Below are 22,927 nucleotides of genomic sequence, written 5' to 3' on the forward strand. Positions count from 1 at the left end.
TGTAAATACCCCATCTTTAACACAACATCATCGTAGAATCGTTAAGCCACCTGTCTGTACTGGGCAGGTGTCATATCATCAAGTGAATCATGGGGTCTTTGGGTGTTATAAACCTCAATCCAATCTTCAGTCAGTTGATTGACCTCGTTTAAATTGTTGAAAAGGTAACAATCTAAAACCTCATTGCGATAACTGCGATTAAACCGTTCAATATAAGCATTCTGATAAGGACAACCAGGTTCGATATAGTCAATGTAAATACCGTGAGCCGATGCCCAATCAGTGAATACGTGTGAGGTAAACTCACTACCATTATCCACACGAATTTGCTTAGGGTAACCATGCCACTCGGCTAGCTGATCAAGGTAGCGAATCACTCGAAGTGAGGGGATGCTGGTACCAATATCAATGCCTAATACTTCACGGTTATAATCATCAATCACATTAAAGGTTCGAAAGCGAATATTGTTATGTAGCTTATTGCTCATAAAGTCCATAGACCAAGTATGCCCTAATGCACTTGGCACACTTAGCGGCTGAGGATTGCGTGCTGGCAGTCGCCTTTTAGTCTTACGGCGTAGGTTTAAGTTTAACGCTTTGTAAACACGATGTACGCGCTTGTGATTCCATGAATAGCCAAGTGCTCGCATACGCTTAAAGCACTTTGGAAAACCCCAGCGATTATGCTTGTCAGTAAGCTCATTTAAGACATCAATAATCTCACTGTCATCAGATAGTTTAGGCTTGTAGTAATAAGCAGTTCGACTCATGCAGACCACCTGACAGCTAACCACAATACTAACACCATACTGCGCCTGCAGTTCTTGTGCCCAGACTTTACGTTCATGGACAGGCGCTATAGCTTTTTTATGATTTCTTCCTGCATTTGTGATTTGAGGCTTAAATCAGCATACATCTGTTTAAGCCTACGGTTTTCTTCTTCTAGTTCTTTTAGTCGCTTGACGTCAGAGGCTTCCATACCTCCGTATTTAGACTTCCACTTGTAGTAGGTTGAACTAGCAATACCGTATTTACGGCACAGCTCTTTGGCAGGTATTCCAGCTTCTGCTTCTTTTAAGATTGATACTATTTGGGTTTCAGTCATTCGTTTGCTCATGTTAAAACTCCTTATGGGTATTTTATAAGAAATTCTACGTTTGAGCTGTGTTATTTTAGGGGATAGTTACAGATGGGCTATAAAACTTAAAATCAAACAAGTGTAAAAGTCATCAACTGACATAGTATCTACTATATCATTATTAGAATAATTAAATTTAGACTCCAAGTAGTCTTTCATTACGAAGATTATATTTTTATCAAACGGCTGATCTATACATTCATCTAAAAAATTTGCATGCTCATATAGCTCTGTAAAACTATCTGAACCCAATGACTTTAATAACATTTTATAAGGATCTTTAGATATTTCACCTTCAAGTAAATCAAAATCAGTAAAACTAAAATGTCTAGTATTTCGAGTTTTAAATAAATTATTAAAAGTATCAGCTAATTTTATTTTTTGCTTAATGGGTTTTTTATATAGTTGTTTAAAACCTTTTGCAATACTCTTTGAATCAGTAGATGCGTGCAGCAATAGAGCAGTAGGTAGCATATTAATTGCGAACCTTGCTTTTTCAGATTCATTATCTAGTAAGTTTATATTTTTTTCAGTCATGTTTTATTCTTATAAAGTAATAAGGAAATGTATATAAATGTTAGAGTGAATTATAATTTTCCATAATTAACAGATTCATTCACTGCCTCGTGCAATATCTGCTTATAAGCAAAACTTAGCAAACGTAGGCTGGGCTTTTAGCCCAGCAAATCACTATACACTCAGACTTAATCATCATCTTTATCTAAGATGTACGTCACACTATCGCATCCCAATCAGCAGTATAATCACCATTATTAGAAAATAAAGAATAGTTGAACGCTCCAAATTATTAATCTTAAAATACGTTTAACAAGGAATAAATATAATTATTTAAAAGGTGCGCGGTGCGCTGCCAACGGGAACTAATAAGTTATGAAAATTCTTCTAGACTTAGATGGTGTAATGGTGACAACACCTATATGGCGTTCTGTTCAACAACTTAATGATGGCTTTATGGCATTTAATGAAACCTGCGTTAATAATTTAGCTACTATTCTACAGATAACGCAGGCAGAAATCGTACTCACCACCACATACCGTATTCATTATGATAATAACCAATGGATTCAAATATTCGCAAAACGAGGTATAGTGACAAGTCATATTAGCAAAGTTAAAACAGCATCGAAGTTTGATGAGCTTGGCGTCAGGTGTGATGAGGTTATGGCTTGGGTTAGTCAGTATCCAAAAGAGAATTTTGTAATTATAGATGATGATAAAAGTTTACGTAATTTGCCGGTAAGTATAAAAGCAAAATGGGTAGAAACTCGTTTTCATGAAGGACTAACAATGGAAGGTGCTAAAAAAGCGTTAGCTATTTTGTTAGGCGAAAATCAAATAGATGATAAAAACCGCTCATAGGCGTGGATTTAAAACCAGTCGATGAACTCAATCCACATCCACCAAATCATCTTCTGACTTCCTTTAAGTAAAATCTAAACTAATATCAATGCCCAAGTTTACATTTATATTGACGAGAGCATCTAAGCTGAATTTGCTAATTTTTCCTTTCAATAAATCATTTAGCCGAGGTTGAGTAATGCCACAACGTTCAGCAATCTCACTTTGAGCAATTGATATAGGGTGCATATGCTCAATCAAATCAGTAATATGGTGCATTATTTCAGCACGCATTTTTAAGTTAGCACTTTGAACGGGCGTATCACTTATGGCATCGAATACAGACGTGTATCTAGTCATCGTGTGCTCCTTTATAGATATATAACACTACGCAAGCTTCTTATACTGATTTAATCAAACCTGAACCTAATTAATACATTCATAACTCGCTTAATGCAAAATTTGCTGATAGGCCGGCAGGGTGTGTTTAACTCAGCAATTATATACAATAATTCAAATGGTGCGCTTAGCAAACCCTAAGGGAACACACGATGATTTTTCGGATAATGCGTTGTCCTTAACTATACTGCACCTAAATTTGAAAGATATAAAACGGTTGGTATAAGCATTATAAAGCTGATAGCTATCAAAGCCATTTGTAGATAAAAGACGATTCGAACAAATTTATCTAATTTATGTCGCTTATAAAATATTACTTTAACGATTATGATGGCAACCGTCAAAACAAACGCTATCATAAAGTTGAGATTTGCAGCTTCCAAATTTGCAAAAGTGCCTACAATCATGAGGACGATAGCAGACATAAATAATTTAAACTCTCTTTTTTGATACATTAATACCAATTCTAAAATAGCTAGAATAAGAAGTACCAAAGACAGTACAAGTGCTAGTAAAGTTAGGTTAATATTCATATTTGATCTCTAAAGTTCATTTTATTCCCAGAATTCACATCCTCCTGACTCGCTTCATACAATATCTGCTGATAAGCATCGCGTAGCTCATCCTTTTGCGACTCGGCGATATCATGCACCGTCATACAGCGCTCAAACACTTCAATTACATTTAAATCTTTTAACGTCTCGGTACTATCTTGAGCTTCTAAAGTTTTATTATAATTATTCAAATTGGGAGTTTTAAGTGCTACTAGTAGAGTATCTTCAATCAAATCGTTTACTACTTCTTTAAAATTACTAACAATGTCTTTACCGTCGTAAATAACCTCTAACCAAACAACCTCATCTTTCGGGAGCGCATTTATGGACTGCTGAATATGCTCCATATTGCCTTTTATTTGCATTAACTTTTGAAAGGTAGGGATGGGGACAGATATAATCTGCATTTGCTTATCTTGATCGTGATAAATAGAAGTAGGATTAGCGGTATCTTTATCTAAGCTATCTATAACAGTCGGGAACTCTTCAGAAGCTTTATTTTTATTGTATTCCTCTCTATCTCCCTCGTTAAGCGACTCATCAATATTAGCAAACAAATCATCCATAAATAGATTGGCTTGAGTTTCGGGTATAGGCTTAGTTGGTTTATTTGACGAACTTTCAAAAATGGGTGTTTTGGAGGGAGTCGTTACCAAGGTATCATCTACTATAGACGGAAACGCATGAGCGGCATCTGACGGCATATTTATAAAGTCGCCAAACCGAATCAACAAAACTTGTTTTTGCTGGCGAGCCTCTCCAAAGCCCATCGCAATAGGTGAGCCACTATAACGAATGTGCTCACGACCACCGATGCGTTGTGGTACATGCAAATGACCCAGCGCCACATAATCAAAACAGTCTGCAAACATATCAGCCGATATTTTACCCAATGAGCCAACGTATAAATTGCGAACGCCGTCATCATCTGTAGTACGTCCACCAGAGGCAAACAAATGACCAGTAGCAATAATCGGAATATGGCGTTGGTACTGCTCAATTAGCTTACCTTGCCGAGCTTTGGCAATTTCTGCGACACCATCATAATGGGCTTTAATACCTTCAATGACTTTACTGTCTTTATCACTATCAGATTCACCAGCTCGGCTACTGCGCACATCACGGTCACGCAAATAAGGCACTGCGGTAATGATGCAAGACGGAGTGCCTTGGTTATCGGTGAGCGTAATCACTTCATCTTTTAAATCCTCACAAGCTGTACCGACCACATGCACATTTAAAGACTTTAATAGATTACTGGGTGCATCAAGAAAGGTAGGGGAGTCGTGATTGCCTGCAACAATCACGATATGCTGACAATTAGAAAAGGCAACCCGCCCCAAAAATTCATAATACAATGCCTGCGCTCTATTGCTTGGGGTCATGGTGTCAAAAATATCGCCCGCTACAATTAAGACATCGACTGCATACTGGCGGATACTGTTTTCAAGCCATTCCAAAAAGGCGTCAAATTCATCATAGCGCATTTGCCCATATAGACGGCGCCCAAGATGCCAGTCGGAGGTATGCAGTATGGTTAAGGATTTACGAGATTGGGGTACGGTTGACGGTGTGTGACGGTTTGACATAAGGTAAGATTCAACACAAATTTAGATAAATATCATACCATAAATAGGTTTTAGCTTACTGATAAGTGACTGTTTTATATTAGTCTCAAAGGACAGTTTATAATTAGGGATTCGTGTATGATGATCATAAAATTTATGCAGATAATTCAAATATAGACTAGGATATCAAAGAAGGTTAATACGTGTTAAAACAAGCAAATCAGTATGTACAGTGGCAAGAAGATGGGGTTGAAAATCAAGCCAGATGGTTATCTCAAAGTGGACATGCGCCCCCTAAACGTATGGTTATCGCCAATGATAAAACCAGTGCTGATGACGCGTACCGTTTGGCGAATGCTGGCACATCCATGCTATGGCGCGGGGATTACCATAATGCTCGTCAATTACTTCAAGCCCTAAATAGACGTATAGATAAAGCTGAACAACGAAAACTAAGCAAAGCAAAAGCAAAACAAAAAATTAAACCGAATAATGACTCTGAGCAGCAACAAGTCTTAGCAAACTTATTCCATCAAAATCGACTGGCGCAATCGCAGCGTGCACGCTTGCTAAGTCGGTTGCTATTGAAGTTTGAACCTGACTTTGAGCTTAATCTTCGCCGTGCGCCTGAAGTTAGGGCTGCCTGTATTGAGGCTTTTGGTCAAATAGACGAACCCGTTGTTATGTCATTTCGGGATTTACAGGGGGCAGTGAGTGCGGCGCAGTGGCGTGAAAAAGGTGTACCTATACACGCATTAGGGGTATCCATTCACCCTCATTATGCCGTGTTTGCGCCGACACGTCAGGAATACGTTCAGTTGTTACTTGATGCGCCACTTCCTGATAAGCAAAAAGTGGCTTATGACATAGGAACGGGGACAGGGCTACTGACTATAGTGCTCGCTAAACGCGGCTTTAAGCAGATTGTAGCGACCGATTTAAACCCGCGGGCGCTTGATTGTGCTCAAGATAATCTCAGCCGCCAGTCGCTCTCAAACGTGACGTTACAGCAGACAGATTTGTTTCCAGAGGATGCTCCAAAAGCAGATCTTATTGTCTGCAATCCCCCTTGGTTACCAGCTAAACCCAGCTCGCCATTAGAATATGCCGTTTATGATCTCAATAGTACCATGCTACGCGGGTTTTTGATGGGGGCAAAGCAGTGTTTGGCGGAAAATGGCGAGGTTTGGCTCATTTTGTCAGATTTGGCAGAGCATTTAAAGTTGCGTACCCGTGAAGAACTATTAGGTTGGTTTGAAGAGGCTGGATTGACCGTAAAATATCGTCTAGATACGGAGCCTACGCATAGTAAAAGTCAAGACAAGAGTGATCCTTTATATGTTGCTCGTAGTTCTGAGGTTACGTCACTTTGGTGTTTGTATTAAAGTTAGGAGTTTTAGTTGTCTTACATACACTAGAAGACTGAACTAAACCCATTGGCTTTTCTTATTTTATACATCGTTTATCCATTTAAGGCGGGTATTGTTTAGTCAATACCAAAATTATTATCACTTTCTTATGATTAATTGCCTCAATGGAAAATTACTATGACATCAGAACTTCAGCCTCAACCTCAACAAAATTTAAGTTCAAATAAACAAAACCTTGAAGAATGCTCTGATTCATCACTATCCTCGATTGACTCGCAGATCGGTTATTTTGAGATCACTGAATATCCTACGTCTAAAATCATAACCTGTTTTATCCTTTTTGGCGGTGTTTTAGGCGGCTTAATAATATGGCTGCCATTAGGAATATCCAATTCGTATTATATGTTAGATATTTTGATAACGGCTTTACTAGGTGGGGCAGTCTGCGGCATCGTCCCTTCACTTATAGTGGCGCTAAAGTTAGTTTATGATGAAAAGAAGTTACGACAAGCTTCTGATTGGGGGTATCTATTTTTCTTAGGCGCTCTAGTGAGTTTTCTATACGCTATTATAATAATCTTTGGGATAGCCATTGTTTCAAAAGGCGATATATTTAGAGGGATGAATGGATTTAATGAAGTTTTGTTAACTATAACGTTATCAGTTACCGCAGTTGGTGGTCTTAGTAGTCTTATATTAGGTAGTATTGTTTTACCTAAACATTAATCTATTTAATAATATATAGCCTAATTAATTTAAGATTTTATATATCATGTAAATCAAAAAAACAGCCCTTGTATATCATAGAAATAAAAAAACAGCCCTTGTATATTATACGAAGGCTATTTAATTACTAAAATCTATTAATCGAACGATAATTTAATGGCGCTAAACCATATTCAGTGCATGCGCCTGTTGGTCGGTATCCACAATGTTTGCTCCAAACCAGGCTAGCTCATCATGCAGCTGAGCCACTTTACCAACTATCAATAAGGCAGGGGTAGGTAATGGGTTGGCTTCATGTTTAGCAACGATATCTTGTAAGGTACCAGTCATAATTTGTTGATTCGGTAAACTGGCTTGAGAGATGATTGCAATCGGCGTATCGGCGTATCGTCCTGCATCGATAAGTCCTTTGGTCAATCGCTCTATGGAATGTAGACCCATATAAAATATGATCGTTTCGGTGGGATTGGTTAATGCGGCAAAGCCAGTATTGGGCTCGCCAGATTTTAAGAAACCGGTGACAAACCTTACCGACTGTGCCAGATCTCTATGGGTAAGCGGAATACCGGCATAGCAAGAGGCGGCACCAGCAGCGGTAATACCAGGTACGACTTGATAGGGAATATTTGCCGCTCGTAGCGCTTGTATTTCTTCACCACCACGCCCAAATACGAAAGGATCTCCGCCCTTAAGACGTACGACGCGTTTGCCTTGTTTGGCACTATCAATCAATAGTTGATTAATATTGTCTTGAGCAACCGCGTGATTGCTGCGTTTTTTTCCGACAAACACTTTGTCAGCATCACGGCGGCACAGATCCAGCACAGCGTCAGAGACTAATGCGTCATGATAGACAATGTCAGCTTGCTGCATTAATCTTAAAGCTTTAAAAGTTAGAAGTTCTGGGTCACCTGGACCCGCACCGACAATATAAACTTCACCTACGTTTTGAGGACTATCTGAAACAGCGCTTTTATTAGAGCCTAAATCGTTAAGACTATTATGAGTTGCTTCTAAATCTGCTTTAAGGGCTCGCTCAGCCTCAGCCTCACGACCAGCAAACATAAGCTCACTCACTTTACCTTCAAAGGCCTTTTCCCAAAACTGGCGACGACCAGTAAGCGTTGGTATTTTTGATTTCACCTCATCGCGCATATCACCGGCAAGCTTGGCCAATTTGCCATAACCTTGCGGGATTAAGGTTTCTAATCGAGCACGGGTTAGGCGGGCAAGTACTGGAGCTTTACCATTTGAAGAGATGCCGATAACAATGGGATTGCGATCTACAATGGCTGGAAAAATAAAGTCGCATAAGGGCGGGGTATCGACCACGTTCACAGGAATATTTAATGCCTTACAATCGGCATGAATTTGATTATTGAGTGCTTCATCATCAGTACCAGCGATTACGATACGTTTGCCCACTAAATACTTTTTATCATATTGCTCAGTAATAAGCGTATGCTTACTATCGGACAGTAAGTGGTGAATCTCATCACTTATATGCGGCGCTAGAATAGTAATATAAGCGCCAGCTCTAGACAACAAATCTGCTTTACGCTGTGCTACTTCGCCGCCACCTACGATTAAGACAGGTTGATTGGTTAATTTAAAAAATAGAGGAAAGGTGTTCATATATCTATAACTTACTTTTAAAATAAGCTGATATTATGTCGTATTTTTGCTTGACTATCATTAAAGACTTGGCGATTACTAAATTCTTATTATTCATAAGCTATACGTATATGATGGTATAAAGGACTATGTGCAGTTATATTGAAAAAAGAAGTTTATTCGCAAGTACTTTATACGATTTGATTAAAATCTGTTATCAAGCGGATAATAAGTTAAATATAGTTATCAATAATGTATAAGGTTGTTTATATTAAATTGAGTTCACCATCAGGCGTTTTTGCGGTAATAGATACTTCTTCATCTAATGAGTGTACATACTTCTGCAAAGTGGACAGCTTAATATCTTTAACGCTTTCAACTTTAAAAAAACTAGCTTCAGATAATCCCATTTTTTACAGCGAGTTCTGATTGCTTCAACTGATAGCTATGGCGCAATTTAGATCATGCAACACAAAGTGGTAGGAGTACATAATAGTTATTCATAAGCTACCATTTAATAATACGGCTCTATATTTTAAACTATTATAGGTCGCACTTAATTAGGATAACAATAACCCCTAGTTCTATAGCTTAGTTAAAGCGTTAAACTAGGGGCATAAACTACTAGGTTTTTGATTTAATTAAAGCTGAGAGCTAATTTAGGCTGAAATTTAAAGCTGAGTATGCAGCCCACACTCACGGTTTTCTTCAACCTTAGTAGGATCGAAATAACGCTGCTCATCTGGTAGGTTATGTTTGGCGATATACGCTAATTGATCTTGCTTTGACCAGTGGAAAATAGGCGCAATTTTTAAAATACCTGTGGCGCTTCTGCTTAATATGTCTAGGGATTTACGAAATTCGGTTTGATCGCTACGGATTCCTGTAATCCACGCATCAGGATTGAACTCATTGAGCGCTTTTTGGAAAGGGTCTATCTTAACCAATTGGGTAAACGCATCATGATTAGCATCGCTAGGCATTGGAATGCCTTCGCGGCGGAACTTAGCTAAAGCCTCGTTATTATCAGGATGCCGCACTATCAGATTGAGATTTAAAAGGTCCGTAATTTTGTTAGCATACTCAAGGGTAGGATCAACGTTGTACCCCGTATCTACCCAAAGCACAGGGATGTTTGGCATCACCTGAGTGACCAGATGTAGAATGGCTGCCGTATGGGGTCTAAAGTTAGTGGTTAAGATCGGATTTTGCGCATGCTCAGCAGCCCATTCTATGATTTGAATAGGACTTTTATTTTGAAGTTTTGAATTGTACGCTTCGGTATCTAAGCGCTGCATTAAGGTGGGCTGCTGCATAGTATTCTCTTATTGTGGATGAGCTAGAGTGCTACTAACTTCATTACGAATGGACTTAACTAATAGGCCTAATATGTTAGGTTCATAATAAAGATAAATAAAGCTCTTATAACTATTCTATTTAAGAGCTCTTTGAGGTTAACAGCGTAGCTAACTAGTGTGACTCATTAAAACCGTTCAAAGCTGACTTAAGACTAATGGCGAATTAAAATACGCCTATCTAACGAAACATAGGTAACGCATCAGCATCACTGCCATCGTATGAGGAAGGTAGTGCCTTAAAAGCGGTTGATATATCATCAGTTACTAACTCTTCAGCCAACATAAAACTATCGACACCCGCACGTTTTAAATAAGCGATTTGATCGCGTCCAAAGTCACCAGAGATGCGTATCTCTCCGTTATACCCAAGCTGACGTAAATGACGTGCTTGGCTAAAACTTCGACCATCAGCGAAACTGGGCTGATACAATACAATCAAATCAAGATTATGTAATATCGTATTATTCACATCACTTTGAGCAGTGATTAACAAATCAATATCTTCCATGTCCATACTGGTATCTAACCATAGCCCAGTACGGCTCGTACGATTGGCAATGAGTGTCAACAGCTCAGCAAGCAGCCCTTTAGGATTGATCACATCCGTTACGGGGAGTATCACATCCAAGCGCTCTTCTTTATTAATAAGCTCACTCAAATCAATACTTCTGATGAATACAGGATCAGGAAGCTCTTTGGTATCCAATGCATACCAAGTGTCGTTTGCAGTAATATTAACGGCTTCATCATTTAAAATATGGAAACTACCCATATACGGCCTCCTTGAATGGCTTAATGCCGACACGATGAACGAAGTCTGCAAATGGCTCGGCATTATCACCCTCAACTTGGCGCTGATTGGTATATACATCCAATACTTTTTCTAAAGTTGATGCCACCTCATCGGTTGCGACCGAACGCCCTAATATGGTACCGATTCGAGCATCGGACTTGGAGCTGCCGCCCAAGCTGATTTGATACCAATGCTCGCCTTTTTTATCGACACCTAGGATACCAATATCGCCTACGTGATGATGCGCACAGGCATTCATACAGCCAGACATATTGAGCTGAATATCACCAAGATCATATAGGTAATCTAAATCATCAAAATGCTTCTCTATTTGCTCTGCAATGTTATAAGTCGTGGCATTTGCTAAAGCACATAAGTCAAAACCAGGGCAGACGATCATATCGGTTAAGGTTCCGATATTGGGACGTGCTAAATCTATTTGGTTTAACGCTTCCCATAGTTCAAATAGGTCGGTTTGCTTAACATCGGCGAATACCAAATTCTGCTGATAGGTGGCTCTCATTTCCCCAAAGCTGTATTGATCCGCTAAGTCCGCGAGTCTATCTAACTGCTCATGAGTCACATCACCGGCAGGTACATATTTGCCATCTACCAAGCCAGCTTTAAGTGACATAATGACAGCACTGTAGCCCGCGACCTTATGCGCCACTGTATTGCGAGCATACCAATCTGCAAATGCTTTATTACTTTTTAATTGCTGGCTCAGCTTAGTTTTGCTGGCGAGCTCATCAATCTTCTCATAGTCAAATGAGGAGAAATGACTTTTTGCTGTGGCAAAGTTGTCATCTGTTAACGTAAGTGGCCCATCTTTAGTAAAGGTATTCCATTCAGCATCAACCAGCTTCGTAAATTCACGTGTGCCCATACTTTCGACCAATATTTTTATACGCGCTTTGTACTTGTTATCACGGCGACCATAAAAATTATAGATACGCAAGATTGCATCTAAGTAGCTTAACAAATGCTGACGCGGTAAAAACTTATTAATCGTTTTACCAATCACAGGTGTACGGCCCAGACCACCTCCAACAATCACTTCAAACCCAATCTCGCCCTCTTCATTTTTTAAAATATGCAGCCCAATATCATGCACTTGAGTAGCAGCACGGTCTTCGGGTGCTCCAATAACGGCGATCTTAAATTTACGCGGTAAGAACGCAAACTCAGGGTGAAACGTTGACCACTGACGAATGATTTCACAATAAGGACGGGGATCTTCTACTTCATTGGCATTGATACCAGAGTAGGGGTCTGTTGTGGTATTACGAATACAGTTGCCAGAGGTTTGAATGGCATGCATTTGTACCGAAGCTAATTCCGCTAGTATTTGGGGAACTTCTTCAAGTTTTGGCCAATTTAGCTGTAGGTTGGTACGTGTTGTAAAGTGCCCATACCCTTTGTCATAACGACGGGTAATGTCAGCAAGCTTACGCACTTGATAGCTTGCCATTAACCCATAAGGAACTGCGATACGTAGCATGGGCGCATGGCGCTGTATATAAAGACCGTTTTGCAGACGTAATGGCAAATATTGCTCTTCTGGAAGCTCTCCCGCTAGGAAGCGACGGGTCTGGTCGCGAAACTGCTCTACCCGTTCATCTACCATGGCTTGATCCGCATGAGTGTATTTGTACATTATAAAGATGCCCTTACTTTGAAAAAATCATGACGCTATAGTACCTAGGCTAGGTGTTATTTATAAATTCATATCTGACATATAGATATACAAACTAGGCATAGGTTAAGCAAATTTAGTTATTGAGTACTCATAAAGTGCTAGTTGAATGCTAATAAAGTGCAAATAATGTCATAGCTGATACCTAATAGAATTATTAGTTATTTTATTATAAAACTAAGTCTAAGATTTAACGATATTTAAATCATATTGTTAAAAACTACAGTATTAAACTTAAAACCTAAATTAAGACTAGCTATACTCATATAATGCTGACTTACGTCATCGTAGTATTAAAAGTATCATACAACATGAATTGAAATATGATATTTGAATAAAAAAGCTAAATTTAGTTAACAATGGTCACTTTATGCTAGTAGACATATTTTTAACCCTACACTTTATAGTATGGCTTGTGATATCACTTAGGGTGTTATCGCGTGATAACATTACATCACCTGCACGACTTGCGTGGATTGTCATATTGTTTGTCTTGCCGTATTTTGGTGTCCTAGTATATTGGATGTTTGGTGAGGTTCACTTAGGGGTTAACTTCGTTAGGCGCTATGAGAAAATCAGACAAACCTTACATTCAAACTATCCAAAAGTTTTGGGCGATCAAACGCTTTTGAACGACGTAGTAAAGCCTGAATACAAGCATGGATTTAGCTACGCTGCCAAAACCAATTATTTTAACTTGGTAGCGGGTAACAAAGCTGAGCTTATGGCGGATGCCGATACGACCCAGCAGCGAATGATAGCAGATTTTGATGCCGCTACCGACCATATTCACGTTATGTATTACATTTGGTTAGAAGATGGCATGGGTACAGCAATTGCTGATGCTTTAATTCGTGCAGTTAAACGCGGGGTGAGATGCCGTGCTATGGTAGATGGGCTTGGATCTCGTAAGCTTGTGAGATCGCCACTATGGCAACGTATGAAGGATGCTGGCGTAGAGGTGAATGTGGCACTGCCTATACGCAATATCCTTAAGGTTGTGTTATTTAGCCGTATTGATTTAAGAAACCACAGAAAGATAACCGTTATTGATGGCAAAGTTGGCTACATCGGTAGCCGTAACAGTGCCGATCCAGAATTTCGAATTAAGCCTAAATACGCGCCATGGGTAGACATTATGCTACGGGTTGAGGGACCAATTGTGGCTCAAAACCAAATGCTATTTGCAAGCGATTGGATGATGGAGGATGAGCATGCAGATTATAACAGCTTCCCCTATATCACTGATCATCATCCAGAAGGTATCCCTGCGCAAGTATTTGGAGATGGACCTACGCAGCGACAAGGTACAACACCACAGTTATTAAGCACCTTGATGAGCCAAGCCAAAGAGTCGCTCATTATCTCCACTCCGTACTTTGTACCAGACTATACGCTTATTAACATGATATGTGCTACCGCCTATCGAGGCGTTGATGTCACCATGATTTTTCCAAAAAAGAACGACTCTTTTATTGTTGCCGCCACCAGTCATAGTTATTATCGGCAGCTACTTGAAGCAGGTATTAAGATATATGAGTATAAGCCGGGGCTATTACATGCCAAGACCTTAACCATAGATGAGCAAATATGTATGGTCGGTTCGACCAATTTGGATCTGCGTAGTTTTGATTTAAATTATGAAAATAACGCAATTTTTTATGACAAAAACCTAACCCAGCAGATAATTCAGCGTCAATACACTTATATTGAGGATTCAGATCCAGTCACACTTGATCAAGTACGAGATTGGCCAATTTATTATCGAATCTGGAATCATATTATCGCCACTCTAGGGCCAGTTTTATAGCAGTATGACTATAAACATCTCGTAAAATGTATTGAAAATTAAAGAATATAAAATATTAAAGAATATAAAATATCAAAAGGAAATATAAATGTCGCAATTTAATAACACTGAAGAGCTCAATGCAGACAAAAAAAAGCGCCTCGTCAAGCAGTACCTTCAAAAGCTGGTCAAAGAGCAACCCAATTTATATTATGAATCAACATCAGTCATTGCCCGCCAGCTCGACTTGATGATCAAAGAGCACAAAAACAGAATGCCCGTAGAAGAGCAGGCTTTATTAAGAAATATGACGGTTGAACAAATCGAGGTGATACTAAGTTATCGCTAATTCCAATTACGGCATCAAAGAAGTCTAAAATAGTTACTTGATAACCCCTATACAGCGTTAATTATATTCGGCCAATTCTATCAACAAGGGGCGCTTTAGCCGCTCTATCTTGCCAATATTTTAGCTGTTCCTCGTATTTGTTTGGCTGCTCTTCATTTAGTAGTCCATATATCTCTGCAAGTCCATGAATCGCATAATAACTGCCTTTATTAGCTAGCGCGGTTAAATCTTCGATTAAAACGTCATCACAGGTTGATTGTGAATCTTTAATATAATTTTTAAGAAATAAAGCCTGAGTATCTATCGATCCTGATTCTAATAATAAAGCGAATATTCTTTCTTCTATGACATCACCGTACCTTGAATCACTTTCAGATAATATGGCGTCATCTTCAGATATTAAGGCGCTATCATCACTGTCTGTAAACGAAAACATAGTGACAATATAAACTAACCCTGAAAGGTTACCAGGATTTTCCAATTCAAAATAATCCACCGCTTTAGTTAAATATTCGACTGCTTTCACATCATCTCTAGGTACATATTCACCCGTAATATAAGTCCGAAATAATCCTAGTAATAAGTACGATACCTCCTCTAAAGATAATTGATCTGTATTGATCATGGCAACGAACTCGTCATCATTACCTAAATAAATAGGATCTGGCAGGTTAGCGAAATCTTCATGCATGATAACTCTATCTAAAAAACGCTCAGCGGTGTCAAGCATTTCGGAATTATCGTTTTCGACAATCAGCGGCTGGCTAGGCTTAATTGAAGGCATTGAAGGCAAATGTGCTTGATACTGAGCATGACATGTGGCTATAACAGTGTTGTATTCATCTAGGCTTTGCACGTCAATGCTGATCGCGTTGACGTTACTGGTTACGGTTAACAATAGGGTAGTGCCTACTAGAGAATTTAGTACGAACTTTGTTAGTGATATCACGCATATTCCTTAGGTAGTTTTAAAGGTTCTAAACTAGAACTTAGTTAAAACAGGGTTTAAAAATAGAGACTATTTGTTATTCATTCAAATAAAGCTCAGCCATGCTATCAAGCTGAGTTTTAACGGCTTGCCAATGCGGCATGACTTGACTCAGTAGCCGCCAAAATCTGTCACTATGATTGTGCTCGGCAATATGACACAGCTCGTGCAATATTACATAGTCGATGCATTCTTTTGGGGCTTTAACCAAGTGTGGATTTAGTATTAAATTGCCTTGAGTCGAACAGCTGCCCCATTGCTTTTGCATAGATAGCAGCCTAAATGATGGCTTATCCTCTACCCAATCTGCTTTGGGTAATACAGCGGTTAAACGCTGATCAAATACAGCTTTTGCTTTATCCTGATACCAGCTTTCTAACAATTTTTTAATTTTTAATGCTCTATTATCTAAATCCTCGAAATCCTTATTGAGCGTCACCGTTAACTTACCACGGTATAGCTTAACACTGTTTTTTTGTGATGGGTCTACATTCACTTTAAGTACATACCTGCGACCTAAATAAAACTGTGGTTCACCGCTGACATAACGCTTTGGCAAAACGTCACTTTTGTGATTGGCGAAGTCTTGCAGGTGTTGCCAAATCCAGCGCGCCCTTTTATTAACAGTAGCTTGAATAAATTCATCGGTGGTATGGTGTGGTACTGTGACGATTACCCGTTGATCGGGGTGAATCTTAATTCGCAATTTGCGACTATTGTCTTTGCGAACTACTTTATAGTGGATAATATCTTGCCCATAATGCAGTTTAGCTAAGTCTGTATTGCTTAGTGAGCCGTTTAGTGAGTTGCTTAGTGAATCGCTTACTGATTTAATTGGCGTATCATTCATTATCATTAGCCTCGCGACAGACCAAGACGCGCTATCTTAATCACTTCGCTTACCATGTCTTTTGCTTTATCAGTACCTAGCGGTTTATATAACAAAGGAATAATCTTGAGGTTGATTTGTTTTTCTATCTGCGACTGATTCAATGAGTTTTCTGCCACCGCAGTGTTCACTATATCGTCAATCTGATACGCATAACTAACCATCGTATCCTTATCAAGACCTTTATCTTGCAAAAAACTAGAATTAAATAAATGCTTAAATAAGCCAAAATAAGCCTGAGCGTGTTTGTTATGTTTGCCCGCTTTATCGACAAACACTTTGGGGACGTCAGGCACATTACGGTCTTTAACCGCTTGTTCGAAGTCAGCAAACATCATGTATTGTTTAATAGGGGCATCAAACATAGCCTTGGCGTCTTCAATCGCTTGTTTCAAAAGTTTTGAGAAATATTCTTGGGCGTAAGGATCATCCGCCAAATCTTGCTCAATAATTTTAGTGATACGACTGGTAATTTTATCGGTTTTATTGCGCGCATCGTTATCTGTTAATTGTTCAGGTTTAGCATCTTTACCCATATTGTCTACTAAGTAAGCGCCTTCTGGTTCTTTAACCTCTAACCCAGCAACGTGTTTGTTGAGTAAATTGCGAATATCATTTTCATATTCGTCAAAGTTGATGGTCTCATTGGCATCTTCTCGCACTTGCTTACGCAAACCAACGAAGGCTTTTAAATCTTTTTTATATTTATCGCGCTTATCATTAAAGAAGTTGTCTTCAAAATAAGAAGCGGATTGTAGCGCCACCTTCATCGTATTAGAAAACTCAGTCAACGCCGCATAAAAATCGTCACGACGTTTAAGATTGGTATCAACAACCATGCCATCACGCAGCTGCATCTTTGGTGATAACGATTGACGCAATGCATGACCATCATGTTTATTGGGCACGTCATCAAACAGTGCCCATAGCTTTTTATGCAGCATCGGCAGTTTTTTGTATTCTGTTTGCATCGCAGCATACATGCCTTTTAGGTCGTCAATATCAAAGCCGCCTTGGGTGCGTTCTGCCAAGTTTTGATACTCTTCAATAGTCGTGTCGAGCTCCTTTAAAATACCGCGATAATCGATGAGATAGCCAAACTGCTTGTTTGGATGCAGCCTGTTAACCCGAGCAATGGCTTGAATTAAGTTGTGGCTCTTGAGCGGTTTATCGATATAGAGGACTGTATTTTTTGGTTCATCAAACCCTGTTAATAGCTTATCCACCACTATCATAAGATCTGGACCATTCTCCTTGCTAAAGTCCTCAATGATATCTTTGGTGTACCCAACATCATCCAACCCATAGTTAGGATAAACGTTTTGCATCCACCAGTTTTGTACGATGTCTTTACTCTCTACATCCACCTCGGTATGACCTTCACGAGTATCGGGGGGCGACATAGCAACAACAGAGGTCACTTTACCAATACTGTCCAGTGCTTGTTTATAACGAATCGCTGATGCTTTCGAGTCGCAGGCAAGTTGACCCTTCAAACCCTGTTGTTTAAAGTTTTGAAAATGGTCGGATATGTCATGAGCGATGAGTTCAATACGTCCTTCAACTTGATAAACCTGACCTTTTTTGGCAAATTTACGTTTAAGGTCTGCCTTCTGCTTTTCGCTTAGTTTTTCGGTAATACGCTCAAACCATTTATCTATCGCCACATCATTGGTATTTAACTCAGGCACGCGCTCTTCGTAGAGTAGTGGGGTAACGGTCTTGTCCGCCACGGCTTGTTGCATGGTATAAGAGTGAATAATCTTGCCGAATTTGTTTTCAGTTTTATCATCTTTTAGCAGTGGCGTACCGGTAAAGGCAATGAACGCTGCATTCGGTAGGGCTTGCTGCATACGAATGTTATTTTCACCATTTTGACTGCGGTGTCCTTCATCCACCAGTACAATGATGTTTTCACTGGGGTTATAAAATTCCTTATATTGAGCCGCCGCCCCAAATTTATTGATAATCGAAAACAGAATACGTTGATTGCCTTTACCCACCTTTTTGGCTAAATCTCTGCCCGAAGCAGCTTTTGCGTCTCGGCGATCTTTATCACTTAACGCACCTGCCGCCATAAAGGTACGAGCGATTTGGTTTTCCAAGTCAATACGGTCAGTAACCACAAATACTCGGCATTCTGCCAAGTCTTGCATCCAAATTAAGGCTTTGGCTAAAAACACCATGGTGAAGGATTTACCGCTACCCGTGGTGTGCCAAATGACGCCGCCTTTACGGCTGCCCGATTTACCATTTGAGTTATCGAACTGACCAATACGCGCTACCAACGCTTTAATACCAAATACTTGCTGATAGCGAGCGACAATCTTGCCGGCACGACTGTCAAATAGGGTATAAAAACGCATCATATCAAACAGTCTATCCGGACGTAATAAACTGATTATTAGGCGGTCTTGATCGGTTACGCTAAGCTCGCCGGCGTCTATTAATGCTTGATAGGCTTGTTTGTCGCTAATTTTTCTATGCGCAAATAAGCGATCTATCTGTTCGGCGTGCAAATGGTTATTTTTAAGCCGCTGAAACTCCGACTCACTAATGTCCTCCTCAGTCCATTTCGCCCAAAACTTCTCAGGGGTATTACAGGTTGCATATAGTCCTTCATAACCATTGATAGCTAAGAGTAACTGGCTATAAGTAAATAAATGCGGAATATATTGAGGTTTTTGATTACGTAAGTGCTGTGATATCGCTTGAGCATTGGTGGATTGATGCGGATTATTTGAGTCTGGGCGTTTGGCTTCAATAACCACCAAAGGCAACCCATTAACGAAGCAAACAATATCGGGAATAACGTTTCCTGTGGCATCACGGTTTTGCACTACCATTTCTTCGGTAACATGAAAGGCATTGTTGTCGATATTGTCCCAGTCAATAAGTTGAATGGTTTGAGAGGTCTTTTTACCGTCAATAAATTCGGTGACGCTGACGCCATAAAGCAGGGCATCATAAATAATCTCGTTGGCTTTTATAAGACCTTGGTTTAGGGCAGGGCTAAGCTGTTGAATGATTTTATCAATACTGGCTGAGGATAAATGATGCGACTGACCTTCGAAAACAAAGGTTTGTTTGGTTAAATAGTCACGCAGTACTGGTAATAGCATAACTTGGTTGGTGCTATTGCCTGTTTTGATGCTATTGACCGTTTTGATGCTACTGCGCAGTTTTGAGCATTGCTGAGGGGAGAGGTAGTGATAGCCTAAAGTCATCAATAAGGTTAGCGCAGGTATTTTGGCGCTAAATTCTTCTTTGAAATTAATGTTTGGGCTGGTGTCCATATAAGGCTCAATGTATTAGATAGTAAAAGCTAAACCGTACTAAGGTGGGTTTAGTAGTTTAAACCTGACTAGATAGGTATAGTGGATTTAAAATTTTAGTACACAACTTACACCGAATTCGATAAATTTATGAAATCTACAACAGGTTTAATGAATTATTATTACTTAACCGAATAACTTTTCAATAATTATTTTTTGAACGTCTGGATGAAATTCTTCATACATAGTATTTGAACGAACATTGTTCTTCTCTTTAGGTTTAGGGATAGAAAAGCTATCAGTAACTAACCACTTAATATGACGTCCTATACTCACTATTTCTAAGTTGGTTTCAATGATATTATTTAATACAACACCTATTGCTTTTACCTTAAGATTCTTACTACTGGGTGGTGCAGATTTTATATATATTAAATCTCCAACTTTTAAAGAACTTATAAATTGGTGCAGTTCTGGGGCTTCAGTACTTCCCCAACCTGGACCTGCGATTCCTGCATCGATAAATTCTTGACTAACGTCCTCATCGTAATATGCACCTACTGCAAATATAGCCATTTCGTTACTCCTTTATATAATGAACACCGGATAAAGCGGTAAAATGCTAATACTAAACTCTACCAAATGTATTGATTAAATTCAGAGTTTTTATTCTCATTCACTGAATTCACATTAAAGCCATTTATTACAAGTTCTTTTACGACATCTGCATGTGGATGATGTTGACTGGTAGTTCTATGGGAGATAAGAAGGTTCGTATGATTGAATCCTTCTAGAGCTTGTAAATCAAAATCATGCTTTGACCCATGATGAGGTATTTGTATAACATCAACAAAATCTACATAACCAGCATAAATATTTTTTAACTTGTAGCAATGGAAGTCGCTATCGCCAGTATATATGCAGCCTGACTTACAAATACAGGTATGTAATTTATTCAAACTAGTAGAAAGATAAATACAATGATGAGGGTTACAATCTATAAAGTCATTTGATAAATCTGGTCCAGAGTATAAAAGCATAGAGTTTTCATTAATTCTTCCTGACAATTTATCGTAAATAGAACGTAATTTCGAGCGAATGGCAGGAATTCCTAAATCATTAACAACATAGTTTGCATCATTTGATAATGTATTGGTACTAAAGCCTGCTTTAGTTAACTCTCTATTTAATACAATTCTGCGTACTTTGTTTTCATAGTTATAAGGAACAAATACCCAGTTCAATGTCTGATTATTCATAGATGAAGGAATAGTCAAAGGAGTTCCACTCTGAATATTTATTATTGAATCAGAGTTATCATTTACTATATTTTCTAAGCTAAGAGGTTCAAACTCTCTTCTCTCCTTAATATTATTGGCTGGTAGGACTTGGATAATAGAAGTGTTTGAGTCAAAATATGATTCGGGGTCTTCGATTATTTGTAACAGATCAAGTGGATATTTAGAATAAAAATTTAATAATAAGTTTTTTTGCTGGTTATTTAATAGAGGTAGTACAACAACGTTAATTTTTTCCGTTGATTTTTTTAAGGTTGGTAATAATGAAATGTGGTCATTATCAAAATGAGATATAAATAAAACATCTATGATTTCATCTTTGAAAGCCGAATCAACCACTGAAATAAACTTTGAAAATGCTGTGGAGCCGCAGTCGTATACAATATTAAAATTACCATGACGTTCTGAATAGAACGCACCTTGACCTACTGGATGAAATGTACGTATCATAAATCCACCTTAACGCGTTCTTTACCCGTTTAAAACAGCTCACCCACTAAATTTTTCTATATAAATAATAACAAGTAACCGTAGATACCATCTTAAAAAATAAATATCAAGCAGAAATAAATTCAACTTTTGCCTGATAAGGAGATTGATGTTTCAATACACCATAGCAGATATGCACAAGCTTACGCATAGCAGCGCAAATCGCCTGCATCTTGCACTTACCATTGGCTAACAGCCTCTCGTACTGTGCCTTAATATCAGGATTCCATTTAGTGGATACCACTGCAGCCATATACAGTTTAGCTCTAATAGCACTTGAACCATTCTTAGCTAAACGTGATTTGCCTTTAAACTGTCCTGACTCAATATGTCTAGGAACAAGACCAATAAAGGCTGCAACCTGTGACGCTTTAGTAAACTGCTTATTGTGCATCAGCGATAGCATCTGTCTTGATGTGGCAGGGCCTACACCTTTGATAGTTTGTAGTAGCTCTTGGTCATGCTTTAACTTAGGATGTTTATCGATATGATCATCAATATCATCGTTAAGCTTTGCAATAGCAACTTCTAAAGCATCAATCATAGTGCCAATGGATTGCTTCACAATAGGCGCAGTATCAGTAGCATATGCTTTTTCTTGACGGTTAAGCTCACGTTGCAAGTCTTGCTGTAGTGCATCTAAACGAGTCAATAATGACTTTAATTGTCTTGCTTCTACTGGTGGCGGTGTCCACTGTTCTGGCTTAGCACTATTAGCATAACGAGCCAGTAAGACGCTATCCTTTTTGTCAGTTTTATTGCGACTACCAAGAGAGTTTGCATAGCTTCTGACATAGGCTGGATTTACGATACTTAGAGCAATACCTTTATCATGTAGAAAATAAGCCACATTCTCATGATAGACACCTGTTGCTTCAAGGGTTACGTGTATATCACTTAAATTATCGCTGACGTTTGTTTTTAGCCAGTTGATAAGATTATCAAAGTCGTCTTTGTTGTTTTTAAATACTTTGGTTTTAACCTTTAGCTTGTCTGCATCTTTAAGCCATGCAACATCAAGCTTTGCTTTACTAACATCGATACCAATATAATGAGTCATCTTGTCATCTTCCCTTGTTCATGCAGTGTCACTCGTATTGAGGCACTTGGATACCATTCAGAGTATTAAGATGATAAAAATGAGCATTGGGCATTATCTACGCTACAGTGTCTAGGCACTAAGGGTGCGCTCATGCTCTCAATGCTCGTGATTAACCGCTTTAGTTTATCAACTCTCGTTGATTGCGTTAAGGGGTCAGTCAAGATACAAGGGTG

The 22,927-nt window shown here is 38.9% G+C and carries 20 protein-coding genes; 5 read left to right on the forward strand and 15 right to left on the reverse strand.

Annotated features, from left to right (window positions below; genetic code table 11):
* Window positions 1–41: 41 nt before the first annotated feature.
* Both AC2SLP_RS11085 and AC2SLP_RS11090 read right to left on the reverse strand, forming a co-directional pair.
* Window positions 42–1,117 (reverse strand): IS3 family transposase gene (locus AC2SLP_RS11085; protein ID WP_486535053.1). Its coding sequence is split into 2 segments (ribosomal slippage): window positions 42–871 and window positions 871–1,117, totalling 1,077 coding nucleotides; the frame shifts between segments, so codons are not numbered across the junction.
* A gap of 66 nt (window positions 1,118–1,183) precedes the next feature.
* Window positions 1,184–1,675 (reverse strand): hypothetical protein, encoded by a 492-nt coding sequence (locus tag AC2SLP_RS11090; protein WP_486536724.1) that lies wholly within the window; start codon window positions 1,673–1,675, stop codon window positions 1,184–1,186.
* Between the two features lie 354 nt (window positions 1,676–2,029).
* On the opposite strand from AC2SLP_RS11090, the gene AC2SLP_RS11095 reads away from it, so the two are divergent.
* Window positions 2,030–2,518 carry an HAD domain-containing protein gene (locus tag AC2SLP_RS11095; RefSeq protein WP_486536725.1) on the forward strand — a complete coding sequence of 163 codons (489 nt, stop codon included), beginning with the start codon at window positions 2,030–2,032 and terminating at the stop codon, window positions 2,516–2,518.
* 63 nt (window positions 2,519–2,581) lie between these two features.
* On the opposite strand, the gene AC2SLP_RS11100 is transcribed toward AC2SLP_RS11095, so the two are convergent.
* From AC2SLP_RS11100 to AC2SLP_RS11110, 3 genes are all read right to left on the reverse strand, one after another.
* Window positions 2,582–2,857, reverse strand: coding sequence for a helix-turn-helix domain-containing protein (locus AC2SLP_RS11100; protein ID WP_486536726.1), 276 nt, complete (start codon window positions 2,855–2,857; stop codon window positions 2,582–2,584).
* Window positions 2,858–3,078: 221 nt separating this feature from the next.
* Window positions 3,079–3,429 (reverse strand): hypothetical protein, encoded by a 351-nt coding sequence (locus AC2SLP_RS11105; protein WP_486536727.1) that lies wholly within the window; start codon window positions 3,427–3,429, stop codon window positions 3,079–3,081.
* Complete coding sequence (locus AC2SLP_RS11110; protein ID WP_486536728.1) at window positions 3,426–5,039, reverse strand: exonuclease SbcCD subunit D C-terminal domain-containing protein; 1,614 nt, start codon at window positions 5,037–5,039, stop codon at window positions 3,426–3,428. The genes AC2SLP_RS11105 and AC2SLP_RS11110 overlap by 4 nt, the downstream gene beginning before the upstream one ends.
* A 182-nt stretch (window positions 5,040–5,221) precedes the next feature.
* Between AC2SLP_RS11110 and AC2SLP_RS11115 the strand changes: the two genes are divergently transcribed.
* Both AC2SLP_RS11115 and AC2SLP_RS11120 read left to right on the forward strand, forming a co-directional pair.
* Window positions 5,222–6,403 carry a methyltransferase gene (locus tag AC2SLP_RS11115; protein ID WP_486536729.1) on the forward strand — a complete coding sequence of 394 codons (1,182 nt, stop codon included), beginning with the start codon at window positions 5,222–5,224 and terminating at the stop codon, window positions 6,401–6,403.
* A gap of 162 nt (window positions 6,404–6,565) precedes the next feature.
* Window positions 6,566–7,114: a hypothetical protein gene (locus AC2SLP_RS11120; protein ID WP_486536730.1), complete on the forward strand. Its 549-nt coding sequence runs from the start codon at window positions 6,566–6,568 to the stop codon at window positions 7,112–7,114.
* A gap of 162 nt (window positions 7,115–7,276) precedes the next feature.
* Here AC2SLP_RS11120 and cysG read toward each other — a convergent pair whose 3' ends face one another.
* The 4 genes from cysG to AC2SLP_RS11140 all read right to left on the reverse strand — a co-directional run bounded on the left by cysG (window position 7,277) and on the right by AC2SLP_RS11140 (window position 12,536).
* A complete protein-coding gene (gene cysG / locus AC2SLP_RS11125) occupies window positions 7,277–8,749 on the reverse strand; it encodes a siroheme synthase CysG (RefSeq protein WP_486536731.1) in 1,473 nt (490 codons plus the stop codon).
* A 650-nt stretch (window positions 8,750–9,399) separates the two neighbouring features.
* Entirely contained in the window at window positions 9,400–10,044 is a 645-nt protein-coding gene (locus tag AC2SLP_RS11130) for a phosphoadenosine phosphosulfate reductase domain-containing protein (RefSeq protein ID WP_486536732.1), read from the reverse strand.
* 220 nt (window positions 10,045–10,264) lie between these two features.
* Complete coding sequence (locus AC2SLP_RS11135) at window positions 10,265–10,858, reverse strand: DUF934 domain-containing protein (protein ID WP_486536733.1); 594 nt, start codon at window positions 10,856–10,858, stop codon at window positions 10,265–10,267.
* Entirely contained in the window at window positions 10,851–12,536 is a 1,686-nt protein-coding gene (locus AC2SLP_RS11140) for a nitrite/sulfite reductase (RefSeq protein WP_486536734.1), read from the reverse strand. Before AC2SLP_RS11140 ends, AC2SLP_RS11135 begins: the two co-directional genes overlap by 8 nt.
* A 409-nt stretch (window positions 12,537–12,945) precedes the next feature.
* Here AC2SLP_RS11140 and cls point away from each other — a divergent pair, with 409 nt between their 5' ends.
* A complete protein-coding gene (cls, locus tag AC2SLP_RS11145) occupies window positions 12,946–14,385 on the forward strand; it encodes a cardiolipin synthase (RefSeq protein ID WP_486536735.1) in 1,440 nt (479 codons plus the stop codon).
* Between the two features lie 88 nt (window positions 14,386–14,473).
* Window positions 14,474–14,713 carry a hypothetical protein gene (locus AC2SLP_RS11150; RefSeq protein ID WP_486536736.1) on the forward strand — a complete coding sequence of 80 codons (240 nt, stop codon included), beginning with the start codon at window positions 14,474–14,476 and terminating at the stop codon, window positions 14,711–14,713.
* Between the two features lie 61 nt (window positions 14,714–14,774).
* Here the strand turns inward: AC2SLP_RS11150 and AC2SLP_RS11155 are convergent, their stop codons facing one another.
* From AC2SLP_RS11155 to AC2SLP_RS11180, 6 genes are all read right to left on the reverse strand, one after another.
* Complete coding sequence (locus tag AC2SLP_RS11155) at window positions 14,775–15,662, reverse strand: SEL1-like repeat protein (RefSeq protein WP_486536737.1); 888 nt, start codon at window positions 15,660–15,662, stop codon at window positions 14,775–14,777.
* A 76-nt stretch (window positions 15,663–15,738) separates the two neighbouring features.
* Complete coding sequence (locus AC2SLP_RS11160) at window positions 15,739–16,551, reverse strand: M48 family metallopeptidase (RefSeq protein ID WP_486536738.1); 813 nt, start codon at window positions 16,549–16,551, stop codon at window positions 15,739–15,741.
* A 5-nt stretch (window positions 16,552–16,556) separates the two neighbouring features.
* On the reverse strand, window positions 16,557–19,886 hold the full coding sequence (locus AC2SLP_RS11165) for a type I restriction endonuclease subunit R (RefSeq protein WP_486536739.1): 3,330 nt from the start codon (window positions 19,884–19,886) through the stop codon (window positions 16,557–16,559).
* Window positions 19,887–20,051: 165 nt separating this feature from the next.
* A complete protein-coding gene (locus AC2SLP_RS11170) occupies window positions 20,052–20,441 on the reverse strand; it encodes a hypothetical protein (RefSeq protein WP_486536740.1) in 390 nt (129 codons plus the stop codon).
* Window positions 20,442–20,500: 59 nt separating this feature from the next.
* Window positions 20,501–21,613: an MBL fold metallo-hydrolase gene (locus AC2SLP_RS11175; protein WP_486536741.1), complete on the reverse strand. Its 1,113-nt coding sequence runs from the start codon at window positions 21,611–21,613 to the stop codon at window positions 20,501–20,503.
* Between the two features lie 106 nt (window positions 21,614–21,719).
* Window positions 21,720–22,712, reverse strand: coding sequence for an IS110 family RNA-guided transposase (locus tag AC2SLP_RS11180; protein ID WP_486535649.1), 993 nt, complete (start codon window positions 22,710–22,712; stop codon window positions 21,720–21,722).
* Window positions 22,713–22,927 lie beyond the last annotated feature (215 nt).

This window comes from Psychrobacter sp. CX21 (assembly GCF_057396255.1).

What these genes read in the sequence shown, in the direction of transcription:
- AC2SLP_RS11120 (WP_486536730.1), top strand. Translation starts at nt 6,566, where the DNA reads ATGACATCAGAACTTCAGCCTCAACCTCAACAAAATTTAAGTTCAAAT.
- cls (WP_486536735.1), top strand. Translation starts at nt 12,946, where the DNA reads ATGCTAGTAGACATATTTTTAACCCTACACTTTATAGTATGGCTTGTG.
- AC2SLP_RS11165 (WP_486536739.1), bottom strand. Translation starts at nt 19,886, where the DNA reads ATGGACACCAGCCCAAACATTAATTTCAAAGAAGAATTTAGCGCCAAA.
- AC2SLP_RS11150 (WP_486536736.1), top strand. Translation starts at nt 14,474, where the DNA reads ATGTCGCAATTTAATAACACTGAAGAGCTCAATGCAGACAAAAAAAAG.
- AC2SLP_RS11175 (WP_486536741.1), bottom strand. Translation starts at nt 21,613, where the DNA reads ATGATACGTACATTTCATCCAGTAGGTCAAGGTGCGTTCTATTCAGAA.
- AC2SLP_RS11135 (WP_486536733.1), bottom strand. Translation starts at nt 10,858, where the DNA reads ATGGGTAGTTTCCATATTTTAAATGATGAAGCCGTTAATATTACTGCA.
- AC2SLP_RS11130 (WP_486536732.1), bottom strand. Translation starts at nt 10,044, where the DNA reads ATGCAGCAGCCCACCTTAATGCAGCGCTTAGATACCGAAGCGTACAAT.
- cysG (WP_486536731.1), bottom strand. Translation starts at nt 8,749, where the DNA reads ATGAACACCTTTCCTCTATTTTTTAAATTAACCAATCAACCTGTCTTA.
- AC2SLP_RS11095 (WP_486536725.1), top strand. Translation starts at nt 2,030, where the DNA reads ATGAAAATTCTTCTAGACTTAGATGGTGTAATGGTGACAACACCTATA.
- AC2SLP_RS11140 (WP_486536734.1), bottom strand. Translation starts at nt 12,536, where the DNA reads ATGTACAAATACACTCATGCGGATCAAGCCATGGTAGATGAACGGGTA.
- AC2SLP_RS11100 (WP_486536726.1), bottom strand. Translation starts at nt 2,857, where the DNA reads ATGACTAGATACACGTCTGTATTCGATGCCATAAGTGATACGCCCGTT.
- AC2SLP_RS11160 (WP_486536738.1), bottom strand. Translation starts at nt 16,551, where the DNA reads ATGAATGATACGCCAATTAAATCAGTAAGCGATTCACTAAGCAACTCA.
- AC2SLP_RS11180 (WP_486535649.1), bottom strand. Translation starts at nt 22,712, where the DNA reads ATGACTCATTATATTGGTATCGATGTTAGTAAAGCAAAGCTTGATGTT.
- AC2SLP_RS11110 (WP_486536728.1), bottom strand. Translation starts at nt 5,039, where the DNA reads ATGTCAAACCGTCACACACCGTCAACCGTACCCCAATCTCGTAAATCC.
- AC2SLP_RS11090 (WP_486536724.1), bottom strand. Translation starts at nt 1,675, where the DNA reads ATGACTGAAAAAAATATAAACTTACTAGATAATGAATCTGAAAAAGCA.
- AC2SLP_RS11170 (WP_486536740.1), bottom strand. Translation starts at nt 20,441, where the DNA reads ATGGCTATATTTGCAGTAGGTGCATATTACGATGAGGACGTTAGTCAA.
- AC2SLP_RS11105 (WP_486536727.1), bottom strand. Translation starts at nt 3,429, where the DNA reads ATGAATATTAACCTAACTTTACTAGCACTTGTACTGTCTTTGGTACTT.